The sequence below is a fragment of the Ectobacillus antri genome, assembly GCF_003852715.1.
GTDB classification, from domain to species: domain Bacteria; phylum Bacillota; class Bacilli; order Bacillales; family Bacillaceae_G; genus Ectobacillus; species Ectobacillus antri.
This window is the reverse complement of the sequence record NZ_RIAV01000002.1, coordinates 67,371-89,869: the sequence shown is the minus strand read 5'-3', so window position 1 is coordinate 89,869 and position 22,499 is coordinate 67,371. Positions and strand designations below refer to the sequence as shown.

Below are 22,499 nucleotides of genomic sequence, written 5' to 3'. Positions count from 1 at the left end.
CTTTGCGGTTAGTCCTGCTCAAGCAAGCGAATACCGTTGCCCGCAAGAAAATGATCCGGTTGCAACTTAACAGCCTGTTTAAAGAATTCCAGCGCTTTTTCATTGTTTTCTTCAAATGCGTATGCAACACCAAGATTATATAGTGCATCTGTATGTGTCGGATCTAATTCCAGTACCTTTTCAAACACCGCTTTTGCTTCTTTCACATGCTCTAAACGCGCTAAACAAAGCCCATACTGAAATGCAGCCTCCGCATCGCTATCATTCAACTCCATCGCTCTTTGCAAATGCGGCAGTGCCATTAAATCCTTACCGAGCTCTACATAAGTAAATCCGAGCATAAAATAAACATCTCCAGATTGTAAACCACACTTCATGGCCTTTTCAAACATCACCTTGGCATCTTCGAACTGCTCCTGTTCATAACAAATCGTGCCTAAGCCGTAATACGCTGTTGCTAACGTATCATCTATCTCCAGTGCTTTTTTATAAAAGGTTACTGCCCGTTCTGCTTCTCCAAGAACATCCAACAAATTTGCAAAATTCACATAACCGAGCGGATTGTTCGGCTCTTCTTGAATCGCTTCTGTTAATAGCTGGGCCGCTTGCTCCCATTTTCCTTCCTGCATCATCGCAATGCCTTGTTCTAGCTTTGCCATACTTATCACCTCTTCATTAGACTCTATATTCATCATAAAAGAAACCTCGGCTCATGAAAAGTCCGAGGTTTCTAAATCACGCCAAGTAGGAAAGCTTATTTCCGGCGCGGAACACTTCATCAATCGTTCCCCCGCCCAAGCATACTTCGCCATCGTAAAACACAACAGCTTGTCCTGGTGTAAGTGCACGAATTGGCTCATCACAAAAAATGCGAACATTTCCACCTTCCATCACTTGTACCGTCACCTTGTTATCAGCTTGACGATAACGGAATTTTGCCGTACATGTAAATTCCGATACTTTTGGCTCATTTACCCAGCTTACATCGACTGCAACCACTTCATCACCGTATAGCAGCTCATTATGAAAGCCTTGTTCTACATATAAAATATTGTCTTGTAGGTTTTTACCAACAACAAACCACGGATCTCCATCACCACCGATACCAAGACCATGACGCTGTCCAATTGTATAATACATAAGACCATCATGCTTGCCTTTTACTTCACCGGACAATGTTTGCATCAATCCTGGCTGTGCTGGTAAATAGTTGCTTAAAAATTCTTTAAAGTTACGCTCACCGATAAAGCAAATGCCCGTACTATCCTTTTTCGTTGCCGTTGCAAGATTTGCTTCCTTGGCAATTTCACGAATTTGCGGTTTTGTTAAGTGTCCGAGCGGAAACATTGTTTTTGATAATTGCTTTTGATTTAATTGATTTAAGAAATAAGTTTGGTCTTTGTTGTCGTCAACGCCTCGCAGCATTTTATATACGCCGTCTTCGTAAACTACACGTGCATAATGACCTGTAGCTACATAATCAGCGCCCAGTGCCATCGCGTGATCCAAAAACGCTTTAAATTTAATTTCTTTATTGCACATCACATCTGGGTTTGGTGTACGTCCAGCTTTATACTCTTCCAAGAAGTACGTAAATACTTTATCCCAATACTGCTTCTCAAAGTTCACGGCATAATAAGGGATCCCAATTTGATTACATACTTGAATCACATCGTTATAATCTTCTGTTGCTGTGCAGAATCCATTTTCATCAGTGTCATCCCAGTTTTTCATAAACACACCGATTACTTCATAACCTTGTTGCTTAAGCAAAAGAGCCGCCACTGAAGAATCAACACCGCCTGACATGCCAATTACAACGCGTGTTTCATGAGGTTGTTTGTTCATCTTCTTCACCTCCGTTTATTAATTTTGTGCTAATCGCTTCACGATTTTCACAGTTTCGTACGCTGCTTTTTCGACCTGCTCTTTTGTATTGCCAAGACCAAAGCTAAATCGTACGGATGAACGTATTTTATCAGAGGATTTTCCAAACATCGCCACAAGAACATGTGATGGATCAATGGAACCAGCTGTACAGGCTGAACCGCTCGATACAGCAATTCCCGCTAAATCCATATTTACAAGAAACGACTCAATATGCATGCCTGTAAAGCTCACATTGAATACGTGTGACAAGCTGTTTTCTCCTCCGTTGACCTCAAATTCTATGCCTTCATTTACGAAGACAGATATCATTATATCCTTAAATAATCGGTATTGTTGATTTTTTTGCTCACGTGCTGCTTCTGCAAGCAAAATCGCTTGATGAAATCCAACAATACCAGGCACATTTTCTGTGCCTGCTCTTCTCTTACGCTCTTGCTCGCCTCCAATTAATAGAGGAGCAAATGCGACATGTTTAGCTGCATACAAAAAGCCTACACCTTTAGGACCGTTAATTTTATGAGAAGAAACGGACAGTAGATCAATTCCTAACTTCTTTACATCAATCTCCACTATACCATATGCTTGTACAGCATCCGTATGAAAATATGCTCTATGTTCCCGAAGCAACGCACCAATTTCTTCTATTGGCTGTACTGTACCTACTTCATTATTACCATACATAATTGAGACTAAAATCGTTTTTTCTGTCAATGCCTCTTGTACGTCTTGCACATTCACACGTCCAGTTTCATCAACCGGCAAATACGTTATCTCAAACCCCTCATGTTCAAGCATTTTACATGTATTTAAAATAGCATGGTGTTCAATTGCTGTTGTAATAATATGGTTGCCTCGCGCTTTGTTCGCACGAGCAACACCTAATAGTGCTAAATTATCGGCCTCTGTACCACCGCTTGTGAAAATAATTTCATTGGGCGTCGCACCAATACTGCTTGCACAAGCCCGTCTTGCTTCATCAACCGCATGTCGCGCTTGTCTGCCGTAAAAGTGGATACTCGAAGGATTACCGAACATCTCCATCATGTACGGAATCATATGTTCCACAACCTGTGGGTGCGTAGGAGATGTAGCTGCATGGTCTAAATATATACGCTCCATTCATACAGCTCCTTTCTTAAATATAAAACATATATCCATGTCCGTGCTCTTCATCATACTTCACTAAGTCTTCAAGTGTCGTGCTATCTAGTACTTCTTGTACCGCATCGCGAATACGCGTCCAAAGCTGTCTTTGTGCAGGACGTTCTTCTTCAATCCCCTCAACTACACTGATTGGTCCTTCTAATACACGAATTACATCTCCAGCTGTAATATTGGAAGGCGGATCAGCCAGTACATATCCGCCATAGGCGCCGCGTGTACTTTTCACAAGACGTGCGTTTCGCAGTGGTGAAATCAATTGCTCTAAGTAATGCTCAGACAATTCATGTGCCTGTGCTATAGATTTTAATGAAATGGGACCTTCCCCATACTTCTTTGCCAAATCAATCATAATTGTTAAGCCGTAGCGGCCTTTTGTTGAAATTTTCATCCAAGCACCTCTTTTCATTCTTACCTAAGTAAGCCTATAAGATTATATCATAAATTCACATGTGAAGAAATTTCATCTTGAAACGAGAACATGATACGATAAACACACAACACACACAGGAGAGATTGTATGAAACAACCACTTGCACATCGCATGAGACCAACAACAATTGAAGAAATAATTGGTCAGTCTCACCTCGTTGGAGAAGGCAAGCTTCTCCGCCGTATGGTGGAGGCTAAGCACCTGCAATCTATGATTTTATATGGGCCGCCGGGCACGGGAAAAACCTCTATTGCCCGTGCTATTGCCGGCAGTACCGGCACGCCGTTTCGGCTTTTAAACGCTGTTACACATAACAAGAAGGATATGGAGATTGTAGTTGAAGAGGCAAAGATGTCGCGTCATCTTATTTTAATTTTAGACGAAGTACATCGCCTTGATAAGGGCAAACAGGATTTTTTACTTCCGCATTTAGAAAGCGGATTACTTACAATGATCGGCGCTACGACAAGTAATCCTTTTCATTCTATCAACTCCGCGATTCGGAGTCGCTGCCAAATTTTTGAGTTACATGCATTAACAGAAGCAGATATTTTAATTGGCCTGACCCGGGCTCTTAGCACTCACGAAAAGGGACTGGCTTCTTTTGAAGCAGAAGTGACTAAAGACGCGCTACAACATTTTGCAAGAGCATCAGGCGGCGATCTCCGTTCTGCTTATAATGCGCTTGAGCTCGCGGTATTATCTACGTTACCTGTAGATGGCGTTAGAACCATTACACTTGAGATTGCTGAAGAATGCTTGCAAAAAAAGAGCTTTGTCCATGACAAAGACGGCGACTCTCATTATGATGTATTATCCGCTTTTCAAAAAAGTATTCGCGGCAGTGATGTAAACGCCGCTATTCATTACTTGGCACGCCTCATTGAAGCTGGTGATTTAACTAGCATTGCAAGACGGCTTCTTGTGATCGCCTATGAAGATATTGGTCTTGCAAGCCCGCAGGCTGGCCCTCGCACCCTTGCCGCAATTGAAGCAGCAGAGCGCGTCGGATTTCCTGAAGCACGTATTCCACTTGCCAATGCGGTTATAGAGCTTTGTCTCTCACCTAAATCTAACTCGGCTTATCAAGCCATTGATGCAGCACTTCATGATTTACGTACAATGCGTACAGGTGACGTGCCAAAACATTTAAAGGATGCACATTATAAAGGGGCACAAGCATTGGGGCGCGGTATCGGCTACTTATATCCGCATGATTATGAAAATGGCTGGGTAAAGCAGCAATATTTACCGGATCAAATTAAAAATAAAGAGTACTATACACCAAAACAAACCGGGAAATTCGAGCAGGCCCTCGCAGCTGTTTATCACAATCTGCAAAACTCAAAAAAATAGTATAAAATGATGCACATGGGAGACAATAAGCAAAAAACCATTGGGAGGCTTGCTATGAAAGTGCGTCAGGATGCCTGGACCCCGGAAAATGATTTACTTCTTGCAGAAACAGTATTGCGGCATATTCGAAGCGGCAGTACACAAATAAAAGCATTTGATGAAGTAGGAGATATACTAAATCGAACATCAGCTGCTTGTGGTTTCCGTTGGAATGCCGAGGTACGTAGCCGTTATGAAGAAGCAGTGCAGCTTGCCAAAAAACAGCGTAAGGAGGCAAAACGAGCACAGCTACAGCAGCCGCAAAAGAAGCTTATTACACCTCATTTAAGAGCAGAAGCCATTGAAGCTGAATTTTCAGAAGAACCACATGTCTCTTCTCTTTGTATGCAGGATGTAATCCACTTTTTGCAGCAATTTCAGCCAGATACAAAAGATATTATTAGACTGCAAACAGAAAACGATGTACTTCGCTGTGAAAATGAAGCTTTGCGAAAAAAACAACAGAATCTACAAAGAAAGCTAGAACAGTTGCAAAGTGAACAAGGAACAATTCAAGAAGACTATCAAAATCTCGTTCGAATTATGGATCGCGCTCGTAAAATGGTGTTATTTGATGAAATGGAAGAGCGAATTGCACCAATCTTCAAAATGGATAAAAACGGGAACTTAGAGATTATTTCACAGTGAGTAAAAGATATTTTCTAGGTGAGAAAGAAGAATGAGCAATGTGCAGTTGTAATCAGACCTAAGAGCGCCTCGTGCCTGATCCTACTAGGTGCATAAAGTAAGTCGTTTTTACTTTTCCACGGCTGTTATGTTAGTTACACGTATATATGATAAAAAACCTTCCGATCGGAAGGTTTTTTATCAATCCTGCCCTACTCGATTCACTTTTATATTCTTCAGTAGTTGACGGACAACATAGCTTGTCATAATGAGTCCAGCAACAGATGGAACGAAAGCATTGGAGGAAGGCGGAAGCTTTGCTTTGCGAATCTTTGCATTTTCATCTGGTACAATTTCTTTGCGAATTTCCTCACGAATTACAATTGGACTTTCGTCTGAGAACACAACCTTAACACCTTTTTTAATCCCTTCTTTACGAAGCCGTGTACGCACAACTTTTGCAATTGGATCAGTGTGTGTTTTAGAAATGTCTGCAATTTTAAAGCGGGTTGGATCCATTTTATTCGCAGCACCCATACTCGAAATAATTGGGATTTTACGGTGCAAGCATTCCTTAATCAAATGAATTTTGTAAGAGATGGTATCCGATGCATCAATAACAAAATCAAGACCATAAGAAAAGAATTGCTCATATGTTTCTTCTGTATAAAACATTTGAAGTGCAATGACTTCACAATCTGGATTAATATCAAGAATGCGTTGTTTCATAAGTTCAACTTTAGATTGCCCAACCGTCGACATAAGTGCATGTACCTGACGATTTATGTTAGTAATATCTACCACATCTTTATCAACAAGCACCAGTCTTCCTACACCAGAGCGCGCCAACGACTCTGCGGAGAAAGAACCAACACCGCCAATGCCAAGTACACCGACTGTACTATTTTTCAATATTTCAAGACCTTCCTTACCGAAGGCTAACTCATTACGTGAAAATTGATGTAGCATGCTTTCACTCTCCTACTGCAAATTAGTCCAATTTGTATTCTACCTTCTTTTCCTACTATTTGTATAGAAAAAATTATATTTTAAAGAAAAACCATATGAACATAGTATGTCCATATGGTCGTTACTTACATTTATTCTTTTGTAACTTTCAACTGTAAATGCAATTCATCCAGTTGTGCCGTAGCGACTTCACCTGGTGCATCCGTCAACAAGCAACTTGCACTCGCTGTTTTCGGGAATGCAATTGTATCACGAAGGTTTGTGCGACCCGCAAGCAGCATGACGAGGCGATCTAAACCAAGCGCGATTCCGCCATGCGGCGGTGTACCGTAGTCAAATGCTTCTAACAAGAAGCCAAACTGTTCTTGTGCTTCTTCTTGTGAGAAACCAAGTACACGGAACATTTTTTCTTGTACATCTCGCTCATAAATACGTAAAGAACCACCGCCTAATTCATAACCATTTAATACAAGGTCATATGCTTGTGCGCGCACTTGACTTGGATCTGTATCTAGAAGCGGCAAGTCTTCACGGAACGGCATCGTAAATGGATGATGCGCCGCGAAATAACGACCTTGTTCTTCATCGTACTCAAGAAGCGGCCAATCTGTCACCCATAAGAAGTTGTACTTGCTTTCATCAATAAGACCCAGCTCTTTACCCAGTTTTAAACGAAGTGCCCCTAAGCTATCCGCTACTACACTTTTCTTATCAGCTACGAATAGAAGTAAGTCTCCAACTTCTGCTTCTAACAAGCGAATGATTGTTGCACTGTCTTCTTCACCAAAAAACTTCGCAATTGGACCTTTCAGTCCATCAGCCTCTACTTTCAACCAAGCAAGACCTTTGGCACCATAAATTTTCACAAACTCAGTTAACGCATCAATGTCTTTACGGGAATACCTATCAGCAGCACCTTTGGCGTTGATTGCTTTTACTTGGCCACCTGCTTCTACCGCACTTGTGAATACCTTAAAGCCACAGTCCACCGCAAACTCAGATAAATTTGTCAGTTCCATTCCAAAGCGCGTATCCGGCTTGTCAGAACCATAACGGCTCATAGCCTCATCATATGTCATGCGCGGGAACGGCAGGATCACTTCTACACCTTTCGCATCACGCATAACACCGCTCATCATTCTTTCCATCATTTCAATAATTTCTTCTTGCGTTAAGAAGGATGTTTCAATATCGATTTGTGTAAATTCCGGCTGGCGATCCGCACGCAAGTCTTCGTCACGGAAACAACGAGCTACTTGATAGTAACGCTCGAAGCCGCCAACCATTAACAGTTGCTTAAAAATTTGCGGTGATTGCGGCAATGCGTAAAACTCACCTGAATGTACACGGCTTGGCACTAAGTAGTCACGAGCTCCTTCCGGTGTACTTTTTGTTAAAATCGGTGTTTCTACTTCAATAAACTGTTCTCCGTCCAAGAAATCACGCATTGCTTTCGTTACTTTATGACGAAGTTTAAACGTCTCCAACATCACCGGACGACGCAAATCTAAATAGCGATATTTTAAGCGCACATCTTCAGATACATCTGTTTTATCTGCAATTGTAAAAGGTGGCGTTTTTGCCGTATTTAAAATACGAACGTCTGTAGCTTGTACTTCAATGTACCCAGTTGCCAAGTTTTTGTTGATTTGTCCTTCTGCACGTTCAACAACTGTACCTTTTACATGCAACACATATTCATTACGAATTCCTTCAGCAAGCTTTAATGCTTCTGCTGATGTTTCAGGTGTAAATACAACCTGCACAATCCCTGTACGATCGCGCAAATCAATAAAGATAAGTCCACCTAGATCGCGGCGCTTTTGCACCCAGCCCTTTAGCTGTACTGTACTTCCTGCTTCTTGCAATGTTACTTCCCCACAATAATGCGTTCTCTCAGCCATGTTCTCTTCCCCCTTATTGTACTTTCTCTGCTATATAAGTAACGAATGTATCTAAGGCAACCTCTGTTTGGTCACCTGTACTCATATCTTTTACATTAATAACGCCTTGCTCTAGCTCGTTCTCTCCTAATACCGCTACATATTTTGCTTCTGAGCGATCTGCTGCTTTAAATTGGGCTTTAATCTTGCGATCTAGATAATCTTTCTCCGCATTCAAGCCAGCCTTGCGCAAATCATGTACAAGCTTTGTCGCTGCATCCTTCGCTCTTTCACCTAAAGCTACAACGAAGCAGTCCATCTCAAAGGAAACCGGCAACGTAACTTTCTCTGCTTCAAGCGCCATTAGTAAACGCTCAATACTCATAGCAAAGCCAATCCCCGGTGTTTCAGGTCCTCCAATTTCTTCAACAAGACCATTATAACGGCCGCCGCCGCTTAGCGTTGTGATTGCACCAAATCCCTCTGCCTCGCTCATGATTTCAAATACAGTGTGTTGGTAGTAATCCAAGCCTCGTACAAGATTCGGGTCCTTTTCAAACGGAATATCCATCATTGTCAGCAGCTCTTGTACTTTCTCGTAGTAAGCCTGTGAGCTTTCATTGAGATACGCTGTAATAGATGGTGCTGTACCCATCAATTCATGATTACGGTCTTTCTTACAATCCAAAATACGAAGCGGGTTTTTATGTAAACGTGATTGACAATCGCTACAAAACTCATCGATGCGTGGTGCAAAGTGACTTACGAGCGCTTCACGGTGCGCTTGACGACTCTCTTTATCTCCAAGACTGTTTAATACTAGCTTTACATCCTTCAATCCAAGACCTTTATAAAAATCCATTGCCAGTGCCATTACTTCTGCATCGATAGCTGGATCATTGCTGCCAAGCGCTTCAATACCAAATTGAACGAATTGACGGAAGCGACCGGATTGCGGCCTTTCATATCGGAACATTGGTCCAATATAAAATAACTTCGTTGGTTGGGTCGCATCGCCATACATTTTATTCTCAACATAGGAGCGTACAACAGCTGCTGTTCCTTCCGGACGAAGCGTTAGACTACGTTCACCGCGATCAGTGAAAGTGTACATCTCTTTTTGAACAATATCTGTTGTATCACCGACCCCTCGTAAAAATAAATCAGTATGCTCAAAAATTGGTGTGCGAATTTCTTTATAATTATAGCGGCGACAAATATCACGCGCCTGCTCCTCAATATACTGCCACAGCTCAACCGTGCCGGGACGTATATCCTGCGTTCCCCTTGGAATTTGAATCAACATAAACCTTCCTCCTTTTATTTAGAAAAGCGTAGATGGCTCGTTCAGCTCCATAGGGCTGAGGTTCTCTACCCATAAAGGCGCTTTTTGCCTTTTTGAAAAGAGGTTCTCCGCCCGGAGGAACTAGACGCCATAGCTAGATAAGAAAAGCGTAGACGATTCTAGATAAAGCTAGATACTCAAGTATACCTACTCTCTTTTCTCTATACACAAAAAACTCCCGTTCCTACTGTAACAGTAGGGACGAGAGTTTAATACCCGTGGTGCCACCCTAATTGAAGCATTACGCTTCCACTTTTTCAGTAACGCCTGAACGCGTTCTTCTCCTACTCATGTTCAGAGAGAAACCTCCGGAGTGTTCATTCGACAAGTCATCATGCAGAAACGCTTTCAGCCCAAGGCGTTTCTTCTCTTTTCATGTGCTTCTTGTGTACTGTGCTCCATCATCAGTTCAATATTTTGTTAGAAATATGAATTTGTTTACTAATATACGTTTCTTCACGTTGCTTGTCAAGACCGGTCCATATGTTTCTTTAGCTTTTTTACATCATGCAGAGAAATCCCAAACTCAGATGCCAACTCCATATACGTCATATCGCTTTCTTTTGCCAAAAAATCATGAAAACTCACATTAAAGAGCTGGTTTACACTGTTTGTTGCATAATTCATTTTGTTGTTCATTCTCATCAGGTTCATTCCTCACATTCTGTAGCAATCTGTTGATAGTGTTACCAGAATGGAGCGTTTGTATAACTAAACGAATACGAAAAAACTAAAGGACGAGCGTTTGCTCGTCCTTTAGTTACTTTCTACAATGAGTGTCACAGGGCCATCATTGATGAGTTGTACATCCATCATGGCACCAAACTTGCCGGTCTCCACATGAAGACCTTGCTTTTTAAGTTCCTCATTAAAAAAATCATACAGCGGTTTAGCATGCTCCGGCCTCGCAGCTTCCATGAAGTTTGGGCGCCGTCCCTTTCTACAGTCTCCGTACAAGGTAAATTGTGAAATAGATAAAATAGCCCCGCCTTTGTCTTTAACAGATGCATTCATCTTGCCACTCTCGTCTTCAAAAATACGTAAGTTTGCAATTTTTTCTGCCACATACGTTGCATCTTGTTCTTGATCTTCGTGCGTGATTCCCACTAAAAGTGTTAAGCCAAACGGAATACTTCCTACGATAGTTCCATCTACTGTTACAGATGCTTCTTTTGAACGTTGGACAACTACTCTCATTACAATCTCCTTTTAATGCATTAATCGGCGTACTGCATAAATATCATGCACACGTTTGATTCGTTCTACCACCTTCTGCAGATGATGAACATTTTGAATAGAAATAGACATATGAATGGTTGCCATTTTATTTCGATCACTTCTTCCGGAAACAGCCGATATATAGGTTTTCGTCTCATTCACAGCCTGCAGTACCTCATTAAGCAAACCACGGCGGTCATAACCGGAAATTTCAATATCCACATTATATTCTAATTCTTTTTGTGGATCATTTTCCCATTCTACATCCAACAGACGCTCTTTTGCTTCTTCCGTATGAATATTTACACAATCGGAACGGTGAATGGAAACACCTCTTCCTTTTGTGATATACCCGACAATATCATCACCAGGGACTGGGTTACAGCATTTCGAAACGCGAATTAACAAGTTGTCAACCCCGCTTACCTTAATGCCCGAATCGCGCCTGCGAATTTTCATCGGCTTGCGCACTTCGGTCATCGTCTCTTCTAGTAGCTGTTCTTCTTCTCGTTTTTTACGAAACTTATCTGTTAACCTCGTCACAATTTGTGCTGCCGTAATGCCGTTATATCCTACCGCAGCATACATTTCCTCATCATTCGGAAAATTAAATTTATCAGCTACACGCTTTAAATTATCTGCGCTTAATACTTCTTTTAAATCATAATCTAAGTTGCGCAATTCTTTTTCAATCAACTCTTTCCCTTTTTCAATGTTCTCTTCACGACGTTGCTTTTTAAAGAATTGGCGAATTTTATTTTTGGCATGAGAAGTTTGAGCAAGCTTGACCCAATCTTGGCTCGGTCCATACGAATGCTTAGATGTTAAGATTTCAACAATATCTCCTGTCTTTAGCTTATAATCGAGTGGTACCATTTTTCCGTTAATTTTAGCCCCGATTGTTTTACTGCCAATTTCAGAGTGAATGCGATACGCAAAGTCAATCGGAACAGAGCCTAACGGTAGCTCAATCACATCACCTTTTGGCGTAAAGACAAACACCATATCTGAAAACAAATCGATTTTTAAAGATTCCATAAATTCTTCCGCATTGGAAGCATCTTTTTGCCATTCTACAATTTGACGGAACCACGCCAACTTCTTCTCTAAAGGTGCATTTTCCGGTGCTGCTTCAGCTCCCTCTTTATAAGCCCAGTGCGCAGCAATTCCGTATTCGGCAATGCGATGCATTTCCTTCGTACGAATTTGCACCTCAAGAGGATCGCCCTTAGGACCAATCACCGTTGTATGCAAAGACTGGTACAAATTTGCTTTTGGCATTGCAATATAATCTTTGAAGCGACCTGGCATTGGTTTCCAACACGTGTGAATAATACCAAGAACAGCATAGCAATCTTTTATGCTATTCACGACAACACGAACTGCAAGAAGGTCATAAATTTCATTAAACTGCTTATTTTGTACGGCCATCTTTCGATAGATACTATAAATATGTTTAGGTCGACCTGACATATCTGAATGAATAGACACATCATCCAATTTGTCACGAATATCTTTCATTACTGTTTCTAGGTACTCTTCACGTTCCGCTCGCTTTCGCTTCATTAAGTTAACAATACGATAATACTGCTGGGGGTTAAGATAGCGTAATGACGTATCTTCAAGCTCCCATTTAATCGTGTTAATTCCAAGACGATGCGCAAGTGGTGCAAAAATCTCCAAAGTTTCCGTGGCAATTCGCTGTTGTTTTTCAAGGGGCAAATGTTTGAGTGTTCTCATGTTATGCAAACGGTCAGCTAACTTAATTAAAATGACGCGAATGTCTTTTGCCATCGCAACAAACATCTTACGGTGATTTTCTGCCTGTTGTTCTTCATGAGATTTATATTTAATTTTTCCCAGCTTCGTTACGCCATCTACCAGCATGGCAATCTCTTGATTAAATGCTTTTTCCATATCCTCCAGCGTTACATCAGTGTCCTCAACAACGTCATGAAGGAAGCCTGCTGATACTGTGGCTGGATCCATTTTTAAGTCAACAAGGATACCTGCAACTTGAATAGGATGAATAATATATGGTTCACCTGATTTTCTATATTGTTCACGATGTGCCTCGTACGCAAATTCATAGGCACGTTTCACAATCTCCGCGTCTTTATCTGTTAAGTACGTTCTTGCTTTTTCCAGCACCTGTTCTGCTGTAAGCACTTGTTCATTCGCCATGGAATCACCTTTTTATCATAATTAATCCTATTGCTTATAACTGTATTTCACCATTATAACGCAATTATGCATAATTGTGAAAAGGAAAGAAATTGTATTGCCGAAACCTTTTGTGCGTCCGGTTATACACACCGTCTAGAGAATAGCAATAACAACTATATAAACTCATTTACCGGTATGTGCTACTCTTTAGCACGAACCACAATCATCTCTTCTCTCCTACTTCCAATTTTTCATTCATACTAATAGGCTAGGTTAACGCTCTTTGTTAATTTTCGCTGCAGGGTTCGCTTGCCGCGAGCGGTCAGGGAGTCTCCTCAGCGCTACACGCTTGTGCGCTTGTTTCACAGAAGTCTCACCCCTTCACTCTAATTAACAAGTGCCAATAATCACTACCCTTTCTCACAGCCTATATAAAAAGAGCACTCTTATCGAGTACTCAATAAATGTTAGTATGTCATTAACGTTAATACGTCGTAATCACCAATTACCTTGCGACCATCTAAGTAAGACAACTCAACTAAGAATGCAATACCAGCAACAATGCCTCCAAGCTCTTCAACAAGCTTGATTGTTGCTTCAATTGTACCACCAGTTGCAAGTAAATCATCCGTAATTAAAACGCGCTGTCCCGGACGAATTGCATCTTTGTGAATGGTTAAAACGTCCTTACCATATTCTTTGCCGTAGTCGACTTTAATTACTTCGCGTGGCAATTTCCCTTCTTTACGTACAGGCGCAAAACCTACACCTAGCGCGTAAGAAACCGGACAGCCAATAATAAATCCGCGTGCCTCTGGTCCAACTACAAGGTCAATTTGCTTTTCTTTGGCAAATTCTACAATGCGGTCTGTTGCCGCTTTGTAAGCTGCACCGTCATTCATCAAAGGGGTGATGTCTTTAAATACAATCCCTTCTTTTGGATAATCCGGTACAATCGCAATATATTGTTTCAAGTCCATTACCTAAGTGCCTCCTCATGTGCAGAACCGTCTTTCATATGTTGAAACCACATTTTTAATTGTTGATACGTGGAATATACCAATTCTTTTTCAAGTTGTAATTGATTTACTTTTTCGCGATACGTTGCCGATTCTGTTAAATCTCGTTTTTGTGTTTGATGAGCAATAAAAATCACACCATCTTTTATTTTAACAAATTCTAATTCAAAAAACACCATTGTCATGAAATTTACTGTATCTTTTGACCAACCTTTATGCGCACACAGCTGTGCACCATGCTTTACAATTGAAAAAGGCGCTTGTTGACGAAGAAAAGAATAATACCATTTAAAATGTTCTCTTGTTGGAATTGTGCTGAAAGTATGCTGCATTTCTTGATAAAAAACCGCATAAATGCGTGCGGGAAAAGCATTTATAAACATTTGCCGTAAATGCTCGGTTGTAGGAGGCATATCTAATAAAATGACATAGTTGCCTTCCATATGCGACGATGCTTTAGCAGCGGGAATTAGATAATCTCTATATTCATCCACTGAAAACTTTTCAAGCGTTTCTGGACGAAAATAAACAATTTTTACTTTATTCTTTGGCAGCATAGCTATATGCTTTTCCACATTTCTCATGCTGCGCCAGTCAAATAGCTGCCAATCTGTTACAGCAATATCAGCAATCATAATTTGCGGCTTTCTTACATTGTTCCATTCATTAATAGACGCCTCTCCTACAATTGATACTTTTGAAATCGGCGATATTTCCTCCGCCGCCTGCCCAAATCCAAAGCCAACACCGTCAAGCTTTACTTCTTCATCCCTCATTGTCAGCTTTAAATGCGAACCATCTGCCCCGATTTGTCTGATACTTTCTAATGATGCGTCTTCTATGAGCAATCTCGGTTTGGGGTTTCCCACTCCAAATGGTGCCAGCATAGACATTTCTGCAATGGAAGACAGCGTGATATCACGCGGCTGACACGTTACGTCAATTGCAGTAACTGGCAGTAAATCTTCCGGCATTAACTGTATGTCAGCCAACTTATTAAGGCGTACCCGCAATTCATCAACATCCTCTAATTGCAATGTCATACCCGCAGCCATGGGATGACCACCAAAATGTGGGAGTATATCACGGCAATCGGAAAGATTTGCAAATAAATCAAAGCCTTCTATACTTCGAGCCGATCCTTTAGCAATTCCTTTATCACGATCGATACTCAGTATAATGGTTGGTCGATAAAAGCGCTCTACCAGCTTGGACGCCACAATACCTACAACGCCGGCATTCCACCCTTCACGAGCAATCACCAATACCTTATTTTGCTCTGGTGGGTACAGTTCCTCTACTTCTTGTATGGCTTCCTGTGCAATTTGTTTGACAATTTCTTGCCTGTGCTTATTTAATACATCAATCTCTTCTGCTAAGGCCTTTGCTTCCTCCATATCTTTTGTTAAAAGCAAATGAACCGCCGGTGCAGCGTCTTCTAGGCGTCCCACTGCATTAATGCGAGGACCAATCGTAAATCCAATGGTTTCTTCATTTGCTTCTTTTGGGTTGCTGTTTGCTAGTTGTAAAAGTGCAAGAAGCCCTGGTCTTTTCGTTTGACGTAGCTTTTCAATCCCGCGCTTTGCAAGCAAGCGATTTTCGCCGTGCAGGGGCACAAGGTCCGCAATTGTACCAATAACCGCAATTTCAAGCAAATGCTCCGGCACACGTCCTAACAACGCGTGTGCTACCTTAAACGCCACCCCCACGCCAGCTAGCTCTTTAAATGGATAATCATCGAGCTTCGGATGGATAATGGCATATGCGTCCGGAAGGTGCGGCGGCGGTTCATGGTGATCCGTAATAATAAGATCGATTCCAAGTTCTTTTGCCAAATTTGCTTCTTTTACTGCCGAAATTCCGGTGTCCACTGTGATAATAAGAGAAAAACCTGCCTCTTTTGCCCAGCGAAAGGCACCTTCGTTTGGTCCATATCCTTCTGTAAAACGATTCGGAATATAAAACTCGACCTGTGCACCGAGCTCTTGCAAGGCTTCATATAAAACCGTGGTACTGCTCACACCATCTGCATCATAATCACCAAATATCAAAACATGTTCTTTCTCTTTAATAGCTCTGTATATTCTATCTGTTACCTTTTTCATATCCTGTAGTAAAAAAGGATCATGAAAATCTTGCTTTTCTGTATACAAAAAATTGGTGATTGCAGTTTCTGTTTGTAATCCTCTGTGGACCAACAAAGCCGTAACAAAAGGTGTTAAACCGAGAGAATGTGAAAGGTTCTCGATAAGTTCCTCGTTACCAGTCTTTTGTCGCCAACGCGTTTTCGCTTGTAACAACGAAATCACCCCTTAACCAATTTATTATACTAAATTGGCCAAGACTTTTCTATTATTCTTCAGATGAATATGGGTTGATGTGCACAAATACATTTTGTACGTTCGCCTGTGTCATCAAAGCTTCTTTTACTCGTTTGCCAATACGATGTCCCTCTTCTACAGTAATATGAGGATCAACGGAAACTTTAATATCTACAATAACATAATGCCCATGTTCCCGTGCATACAAAGCGTCAACCTTTTTTACCCCTTCCACACCAGAAACAATCTGATACATAGGAGCGATATCTTCTTCGTGCAATACATGATCTAGTGTGCTATGAATGGCTTCCTTTCCAATTGACCAAGCCATTTTAATGACAAGCAAAGATACAAACAATCCAGCAACAGGGTCTGCATAAACCAGCCACGGTATACCAAACCGCCCACCAAGCATAGCTGCACCAATACCGACTAGTGCTGCTAAAGAAGAAAATACGTCTGAACGATGTTCATACGCATTAGCGATAATAGCAGCGCTATTGATCCGTTTTCCTAAGTTATATTTATAGCGAAACATCGCCTCTTTAATAAAGATAGAAAAAATAACCGTCAAGAGTGCGATAAACTTAGGAATTTCCACCTCTCCTTTAAATGCTTCAATAGACGACATAGCAATCTCAAAACCGACGATTGCTAGTAAAACGGCAACAATAATAGCGGAGATAGGTTCTGCTTTGCCGTGCCCGTACGGATGATCTTCATCCGGCGGTCGATTTGCGGCGCGAATACCAAATAAAACCGCTAAAGACCCAACAACATCAGAAGCAGAGTGAACTGCATCAGCAATTAAAGCTGTACTATTTCCCAAAAACCCCACAATCGCTTTAATTGCCGCTAAAATCACATTTCCAACAATCCCTACAATGGCACCAATTTGAGCTTGTTTTAACCGTTGTTGGTTTTCCATACTCAACTTCCCTTCTCTTCTGAACAGCTTTAAACGCTAATACTCTTTATATATTATGAAAAAACACTTGTTTTTAAGCAGAAAAGGATGCTCCGCTATGGAGCATCCTTTTTACACTTGTAATTCCGGTTTTGTTTCTTCTTCCTCTTTCTTTCCTTTGCCTTTCTTCAAACGACTCTTTTCTAAGAGCAGCCAAATTTGTGAAGCGACAAATACAGAAGAATAGGTTCCCACAATTAATCCGATAAACAAAGCGATTGAAAAGCCTCGTAATGAATCACTACCAAAAATCAACAAGGAAATAACAGGTAACAATACAGTTAATACAGTGTTTACAGAGCGTGCCAATGTTTGACGCACACTTAAGTTTACAATCTCCTCTAAATCCTGTATGGTGCGAATCTTGCGCTTTTTGTACAACTCACGGTTACGATCAAATGTAACAATAGAGTCATTAATAGAATAGCCCACAATTGTCAATACAGCCGCAATAAATGGTAAGTCCACCTCTAAACGCAACACACTAAATGCAGTAATGATAAAGAACGCATCATGTAACAAAGCAATAACGGCAGCTACGGCATACGTAAAACGGAAGCGTAAACTTACATATAGGATGATACCTACGGATGCAATCAGTACAGCAATAAGTGCATTTCGTGCTATTTCTTTTCCAATTGTAGGAGACACAGTACTCACACTTGGCTCATTACCATATTTATCCTTCAATTCACTCTTCACTTTTGCAATTTCGTCTTTCGTTAACACATCTTTCAAACGAACAGCAGCACTGTCATTGTTCGTCCCTGTTAACACGATGTCTTGCGCAACAATATCTAGAGCTTTTAAATCTGCCTTCAGCTCAGATACATTCATTACAGCATTGCTCTTTACATCAATACGAGAACCGCTAGAGAAATCGATGCCTAGGTTTAGTTTAAAGATAGACAATACAATGATACCTATTACAGTGAATACAATAGAAAACGTTAAAAACGATTTGCCCACTTTCACAAAGTCAATCTTATCAAACTTCGTCGGCGCATGTTCTACACCTTTTGAAATTGGAATAATATCTTTTGCTTTAACACCAAAATAACCAATTTTTTTATCAAAATAACGGCTGTTTACAAGAAGTCCGAGCATCAGTCTCGTTCCACCTACGTTTGTCGCAAAACCTACGATTAAGCTGACCATTAAACTTGTAGCAAAACCCTTTACGGCGCTTGTTCCAAAAATAAACAACACAATTGCTGCTAGCATCGTTGTGATGTGTGCATCTAGTACCGTTAAAAACGAATGGCGATTCCCCGCACGATATGCAGCCATCACAGATTTACCGATTTTTAGTTCATCTTTAAAGCGCTCATCCGTGATGATATTCGCATCTACAGCGATACCAACCCCTAGTACAAGTGCCGCAATGCCCGGCAATGTTAACACTGCGTTCATCCAATCAAAGATAAGTAAGGTCACATAAATATACATCAACAAGTTAATAACTGCGACAATCCCAGGTAGTCGATAGTACACAATCATAAACAAGAAGATAAGTGCAATACCGATGATACCTGCTAGGATTGTTTTTTGTAGCGCTGTTTCCCCAAACTTCGCCCCAACAGATGTAGAATACATTTCTTCTAGCTCGACTGGAAGCGCACCAGCATTTAACAGCTTCGCTAGATCTTTCGCTTCTTCCGGCGTAAAGTTACCTACAATCGACACTTCCGTTTGATTAAAGACTTGGTCTACACTTGCTGCGGATAGATATTTGGGATTTGGTTTTCCAGCTTCCGCTTTATAAGAATCTTTTCCTTCTTCAAAATCAAGCCAAATGACCATGAAATTCTCTGGCTTCATTGCCAATACCTTTTCAGTTACACTGCGAAACTTCTCTGCACTTTTTAGTGTTAGTCCCACACTTGGTCGATTTTGTTCGTCAAACGTTTGCTTCGCTCCATTTTCTTTTAAATCTGAACCGTCCATGAGCAAATTATCATTTACATCACGAAACGTTAATTTTGCCTGTGTAGATAGAACTTCCCGCGCCTTATTTTGATCTTTAACGCCTGCTAGTTGGACGCGAATACGGTCTGTTCCTTCAATTTGAATGTTTGGTTCGCTAACCCCTAGAACGTTGACACGATTTTCAAGGGCATGCACCGTGCTGACAAGCACATCACGTGTAATTTTGTCCCCTTCTTTAGCCGGCTTCACTTCATATAAAACTTCAAAGCCGCCGCGCAAATCGAGTCCGAGATTAATGTTTTGTGTGATATTCTTTGTTGTCGCACCCATCAATGCGCCCACTATTAGGACGATTAAAAAAAACGCGACAATTCTGCTGCTCCGCTTTGCCATGAGTATAGACTTCCTCCTTTTGTTTGTAACGAGCTGTAATTGTACATCATCAGTTGTTCTCGTATTCTTCAAAAGACCTGAGTGGTGCTTTATAGGCCTCCATTGTCAAATATGTCATATAGTCGCTTGATGAGAGCGCCAACACGTCGTTGACTAGTTGATATAATTTTATTTCTTCCGGTTGCTTCCACTTCTTACTCATTAAGCAATCCCATATTTCTTGCGCCGTTACCTGATCATAGCCTAATAACTTAAACTCATCCGCCTTGCTTTCAAGCACAACTTGAAGCTGTTCTCGATACGCATTCACAGGATGTTCCTTCACACCCATCCAGAATCCTCCTTCATTTTTGAGCGCTATACATATTTGCACGAGAATTTTTGAAAGGTTTTGAAAAAACCTTAGAAAAAAATGCTTGTACATATACTTGTCATGCTTGCCTTATGTATGTGCATATAGATTATTGTAAATCATTCTATGGCTTTTGAGAAGGTGGGAACGAAATGACAAAGCAGAGCTTTTTACGTGGCACGCTAATTTTAATAGCCGCCGGTTTAATTACAAGGGTGCTCGGCTTTATCAATCGAATTGTAATGGCGAGAATTCTTGGTGAAGAAGGTGTTGGCTTATACATGATGGCTGTACCGACTTTTATCTTAGCCATTACTGTCACACAAATGGGACTTCCTGTTGCCATTGCAAAGCTGGTTGCAGAAGCCGAGGCCTTACACGACAAAACACGTGTCAAAAAGATACTTGTTGTTTCTTTAAGCATTACATTATCACTTAGTTTTATTTTTACGATTGGGTTATTGTTCACTGCACCTATGCTATCTCAGAAGCTATTAACAGATTCTCGCACATTATATCCGCTTGTTGCCATCTTGCCGGTCGTTCCGGTCATTGCTGTATCATCTGTGCTACGGGGCTATTTCCAAGGAAAACAAAATATGAAACCGAGTGCTTACGCACAAGTAATTGAACAAGTTGTCCGTATTGCACTCATCGCCTTTTGTATTAAAATTTTTCTACCGTTCGGCATTGAGTATGCCGCTGCTGGCGCCATGGTATCGGCCGCAGCAGGAGAACTTGTTTCACTCTTATATATGCTGATTATCTTTCAGAAACAAAAAACATTTTCAGTACGTCATCGCTTTTTTACGACTGTAAAAGCAGGAAAAGACACATTGCATTCCCTAATGGGTATCGCCTTACCGACAACAGGTAGTCGAATCATTGGTTCTCTTTCCTATTTTTTAGAGCCCATCGCCGTCACACAAAGCTTAGCAATTGCTGGTGTAACAGCCGCAGTAGCTACCAAGCAGTATGGGGAATTGACTGGGTATGCATTGCCACTGTTATTTTTACCGTCTTTTATCACCTATGCTTTATCAACCTCACTTGTTCCTTCTGTGAGTGAAGCTGTTGCAAAAAAACAACCACATCTCGTTGAATATCGCCTACAACAAGCTCTTCGTCTTTCGTTTATATCAGGAGGGTGGTCGGTTGTAATTTTATATATCTTTGCATCTCCTATTTTGACGTTAATGTATGGAACGGATCATGCTGCACCGTTTATACAGCTATTAGCACCTTGTTTTATTTTTTATTACTTTCAAGGTCCTCTTACCTCGATGTTGCAGGCATTGGACTTAGCAAAAGCAGCCATGTTAAATAGCCTAGTTGGATCAGCAGTCAAAATTGCAGGTATCTTTTTGCTCGCCTCAAGAAGTGAATTTCAAATTATGGGCGTAGCACTTGCCATTGCTGCTGGTCTTGTGACGGTAACATTGCTCCATTATGCGACCGTCTTGAAGAAAATCACGTTTACCATCTATGCTCGTGACTATCTGTTGGGGGTAGCGGCCATCTTTATTGCCGGAATGGCAGGCCGCTTATCAGAGACACACCCAATATTTTCTTCCCTTGGGGTGCAAACGTTATTTTCTATTACATCTATCACACTTTTATATATAGTTTTACTACTTGTACTTGGATTAATCCGCAAAGAAGAGCTTGCTCGTATTCCATTCCTACATAAACTCATGAGAAAATAACACAGCCACGATGGCTGTGTTATTCGTCTTTTAGATCTACAAAAAATTCATCATTTTGTACCGTACAGTACGAAATTTGAGTAATATCTTTATAACCAAGCTCACGTAGCTTTTGGCGCAACCACAAGTTTGTTTTTCCTATTTTTTCTAAATGATCATCTTGAATTGTACCATCAATAATGAGAGGCAGCGCGAATACAGCTTTTGTATCTACGTTGCCTTTTTGCGGCTTCCTAAATACTGACAATTTGCCGGAAGGTTCTAAAATAGCATATTCCACATCTCGAATATCACCTATATCCTTTTCTCGGAGTTGCATAAGTAAATCATCAAAATTATAACGCTGTTTTCTCATTTGCACTTCATCAACTTTTCCGCCACGAATTAAAATAGACGGTTCTCCATCTAACATCTTGCGCGCTTTTTGGCTTTTAAGAGATAGAAAAGCTAACACAATTTGCAACACCATAAGTAGAATCATTGGTGTAAGTTGATGCACGATTGGCTTATCAGGTTTTTCAATTGCGACGACTGCCAGTTCACTCAACATTAAAAAAACAACTAAATCGAGAACGTTGAGTTCGCCAATTTCCCGCTTGCCCATTAAGCGAAAAATAATGATAATTACACCATACAATACGACTGTACGTATAGCAATCTCTAATAAGTCCACCGAGATCCCTCCGTAAATACAAATATACCTGTACTATAATGCCCATTTTCAC

The 22,499-nt window shown here is 40.9% G+C and carries 19 protein-coding genes and 1 other annotated feature; of the genes, 3 read left to right on the top strand and 16 right to left on the bottom strand.

Going from position 1 to position 22,499, the window contains the following annotated elements:
• Positions 1–8: 8 nt before the first annotated feature.
• The 4 genes from EEJ45_RS02870 to cymR all read right to left on the bottom strand — a co-directional run bounded on the left by EEJ45_RS02870 (position 9) and on the right by cymR (position 3,442).
• Positions 9–659 carry a tetratricopeptide repeat protein gene (locus tag EEJ45_RS02870; RefSeq protein WP_124563287.1) on the bottom strand — a complete coding sequence of 217 codons (651 nt, stop codon included), beginning with the start codon at positions 657–659 and terminating at the stop codon, positions 9–11.
• A 76-nt stretch (positions 660–735) separates the two neighbouring features.
• Positions 736–1,848, bottom strand: coding sequence for a tRNA 2-thiouridine(34) synthase MnmA (gene mnmA / locus EEJ45_RS02865; RefSeq protein ID WP_124563286.1), 1,113 nt, complete (start codon positions 1,846–1,848; stop codon positions 736–738).
• Between the two features lie 18 nt (positions 1,849–1,866).
• Positions 1,867–3,009 carry a cysteine desulfurase family protein gene (locus EEJ45_RS02860; protein WP_124563285.1) on the bottom strand — a complete coding sequence of 381 codons (1,143 nt, stop codon included), beginning with the start codon at positions 3,007–3,009 and terminating at the stop codon, positions 1,867–1,869.
• Positions 3,010–3,025: 16 nt separating this feature from the next.
• A complete protein-coding gene (gene cymR, locus EEJ45_RS02855; RefSeq protein WP_124563284.1) occupies positions 3,026–3,442 on the bottom strand; it encodes a cysteine metabolism transcriptional regulator CymR in 417 nt (138 codons plus the stop codon).
• A gap of 129 nt (positions 3,443–3,571) precedes the next feature.
• Here cymR and EEJ45_RS02850 point away from each other — a divergent pair, with 129 nt between their 5' ends.
• Both EEJ45_RS02850 and EEJ45_RS02845 read left to right on the top strand, forming a co-directional pair.
• Entirely contained in the window at positions 3,572–4,840 is a 1,269-nt protein-coding gene (locus EEJ45_RS02850) for a replication-associated recombination protein A (RefSeq protein WP_124563283.1), read from the top strand.
• Positions 4,841–4,894: 54 nt separating this feature from the next.
• Positions 4,895–5,527 carry an RsfA family transcriptional regulator gene (locus EEJ45_RS02845; protein ID WP_124563282.1) on the top strand — a complete coding sequence of 211 codons (633 nt, stop codon included), beginning with the start codon at positions 4,895–4,897 and terminating at the stop codon, positions 5,525–5,527.
• Positions 5,528–5,707: 180 nt separating this feature from the next.
• Here the strand turns inward: EEJ45_RS02845 and EEJ45_RS02840 are convergent, their stop codons facing one another.
• The 11 genes from EEJ45_RS02840 to EEJ45_RS02795 all read right to left on the bottom strand — a co-directional run bounded on the left by EEJ45_RS02840 (position 5,708) and on the right by EEJ45_RS02795 (position 20,047).
• Positions 5,708–6,475 carry a tRNA threonylcarbamoyladenosine dehydratase gene (locus EEJ45_RS02840; RefSeq protein WP_124563281.1) on the bottom strand — a complete coding sequence of 256 codons (768 nt, stop codon included), beginning with the start codon at positions 6,473–6,475 and terminating at the stop codon, positions 5,708–5,710.
• Positions 6,476–6,606: 131 nt separating this feature from the next.
• A complete protein-coding gene (gene aspS / locus EEJ45_RS02835; RefSeq protein ID WP_124563280.1) occupies positions 6,607–8,379 on the bottom strand; it encodes an aspartate--tRNA ligase in 1,773 nt (590 codons plus the stop codon).
• 13 nt (positions 8,380–8,392) lie between these two features.
• The gene (gene hisS / locus EEJ45_RS02830) at positions 8,393–9,664 is read right to left on the bottom strand and encodes a histidine--tRNA ligase (RefSeq protein WP_124563279.1); all 1,272 of its coding nucleotides are present in this window, start codon (positions 9,662–9,664) and stop codon (positions 8,393–8,395) included.
• Positions 9,665–9,897: 233 nt separating this feature from the next.
• Positions 9,898–10,117 (bottom strand) — a binding site (T-box leader).
• 54 nt (positions 10,118–10,171) lie between these two features.
• Positions 10,172–10,348: a hypothetical protein gene (locus EEJ45_RS18290; RefSeq protein ID WP_164464184.1), complete on the bottom strand. Its 177-nt coding sequence runs from the start codon at positions 10,346–10,348 to the stop codon at positions 10,172–10,174.
• A 111-nt stretch (positions 10,349–10,459) separates the two neighbouring features.
• Positions 10,460–10,900, bottom strand: coding sequence for a D-aminoacyl-tRNA deacylase (gene dtd / locus EEJ45_RS02825; protein ID WP_124563278.1), 441 nt, complete (start codon positions 10,898–10,900; stop codon positions 10,460–10,462).
• A gap of 12 nt (positions 10,901–10,912) precedes the next feature.
• On the bottom strand, positions 10,913–13,105 hold the full coding sequence (locus EEJ45_RS02820; protein ID WP_124563277.1) for a RelA/SpoT family protein: 2,193 nt from the start codon (positions 13,103–13,105) through the stop codon (positions 10,913–10,915).
• 449 nt (positions 13,106–13,554) lie between these two features.
• Positions 13,555–14,067, bottom strand: coding sequence for an adenine phosphoribosyltransferase (locus tag EEJ45_RS02815; protein WP_124563276.1), 513 nt, complete (start codon positions 14,065–14,067; stop codon positions 13,555–13,557).
• The gene (gene recJ, locus EEJ45_RS02810) at positions 14,067–16,406 is read right to left on the bottom strand and encodes a single-stranded-DNA-specific exonuclease RecJ (protein ID WP_124563275.1); all 2,340 of its coding nucleotides are present in this window, start codon (positions 16,404–16,406) and stop codon (positions 14,067–14,069) included. Before recJ ends, EEJ45_RS02815 begins: the two co-directional genes overlap by 1 nt.
• Positions 16,407–16,458: 52 nt before the next feature.
• Positions 16,459–17,355 carry a cation diffusion facilitator family transporter gene (locus EEJ45_RS02805; RefSeq protein ID WP_124563274.1) on the bottom strand — a complete coding sequence of 299 codons (897 nt, stop codon included), beginning with the start codon at positions 17,353–17,355 and terminating at the stop codon, positions 16,459–16,461.
• 111 nt (positions 17,356–17,466) lie between these two features.
• On the bottom strand, positions 17,467–19,716 hold the full coding sequence (gene secDF / locus EEJ45_RS02800) for a protein translocase subunit SecDF (RefSeq protein WP_124563273.1): 2,250 nt from the start codon (positions 19,714–19,716) through the stop codon (positions 17,467–17,469).
• Positions 19,717–19,765: 49 nt separating this feature from the next.
• Positions 19,766–20,047 (bottom strand): post-transcriptional regulator, encoded by a 282-nt coding sequence (locus EEJ45_RS02795; protein WP_124563272.1) that lies wholly within the window; start codon positions 20,045–20,047, stop codon positions 19,766–19,768.
• A gap of 173 nt (positions 20,048–20,220) precedes the next feature.
• Here EEJ45_RS02795 and spoVB point away from each other — a divergent pair, with 173 nt between their 5' ends.
• Positions 20,221–21,774, top strand: coding sequence for a stage V sporulation protein B (spoVB, locus tag EEJ45_RS02790; protein WP_124563271.1), 1,554 nt, complete (start codon positions 20,221–20,223; stop codon positions 21,772–21,774).
• A 19-nt stretch (positions 21,775–21,793) separates the two neighbouring features.
• Here spoVB and EEJ45_RS02785 read toward each other — a convergent pair whose 3' ends face one another.
• Positions 21,794–22,447 carry a DUF421 domain-containing protein gene (locus EEJ45_RS02785; protein WP_124563270.1) on the bottom strand — a complete coding sequence of 218 codons (654 nt, stop codon included), beginning with the start codon at positions 22,445–22,447 and terminating at the stop codon, positions 21,794–21,796.
• Between the last annotated feature and the right edge of the window lie 52 nt (positions 22,448–22,499).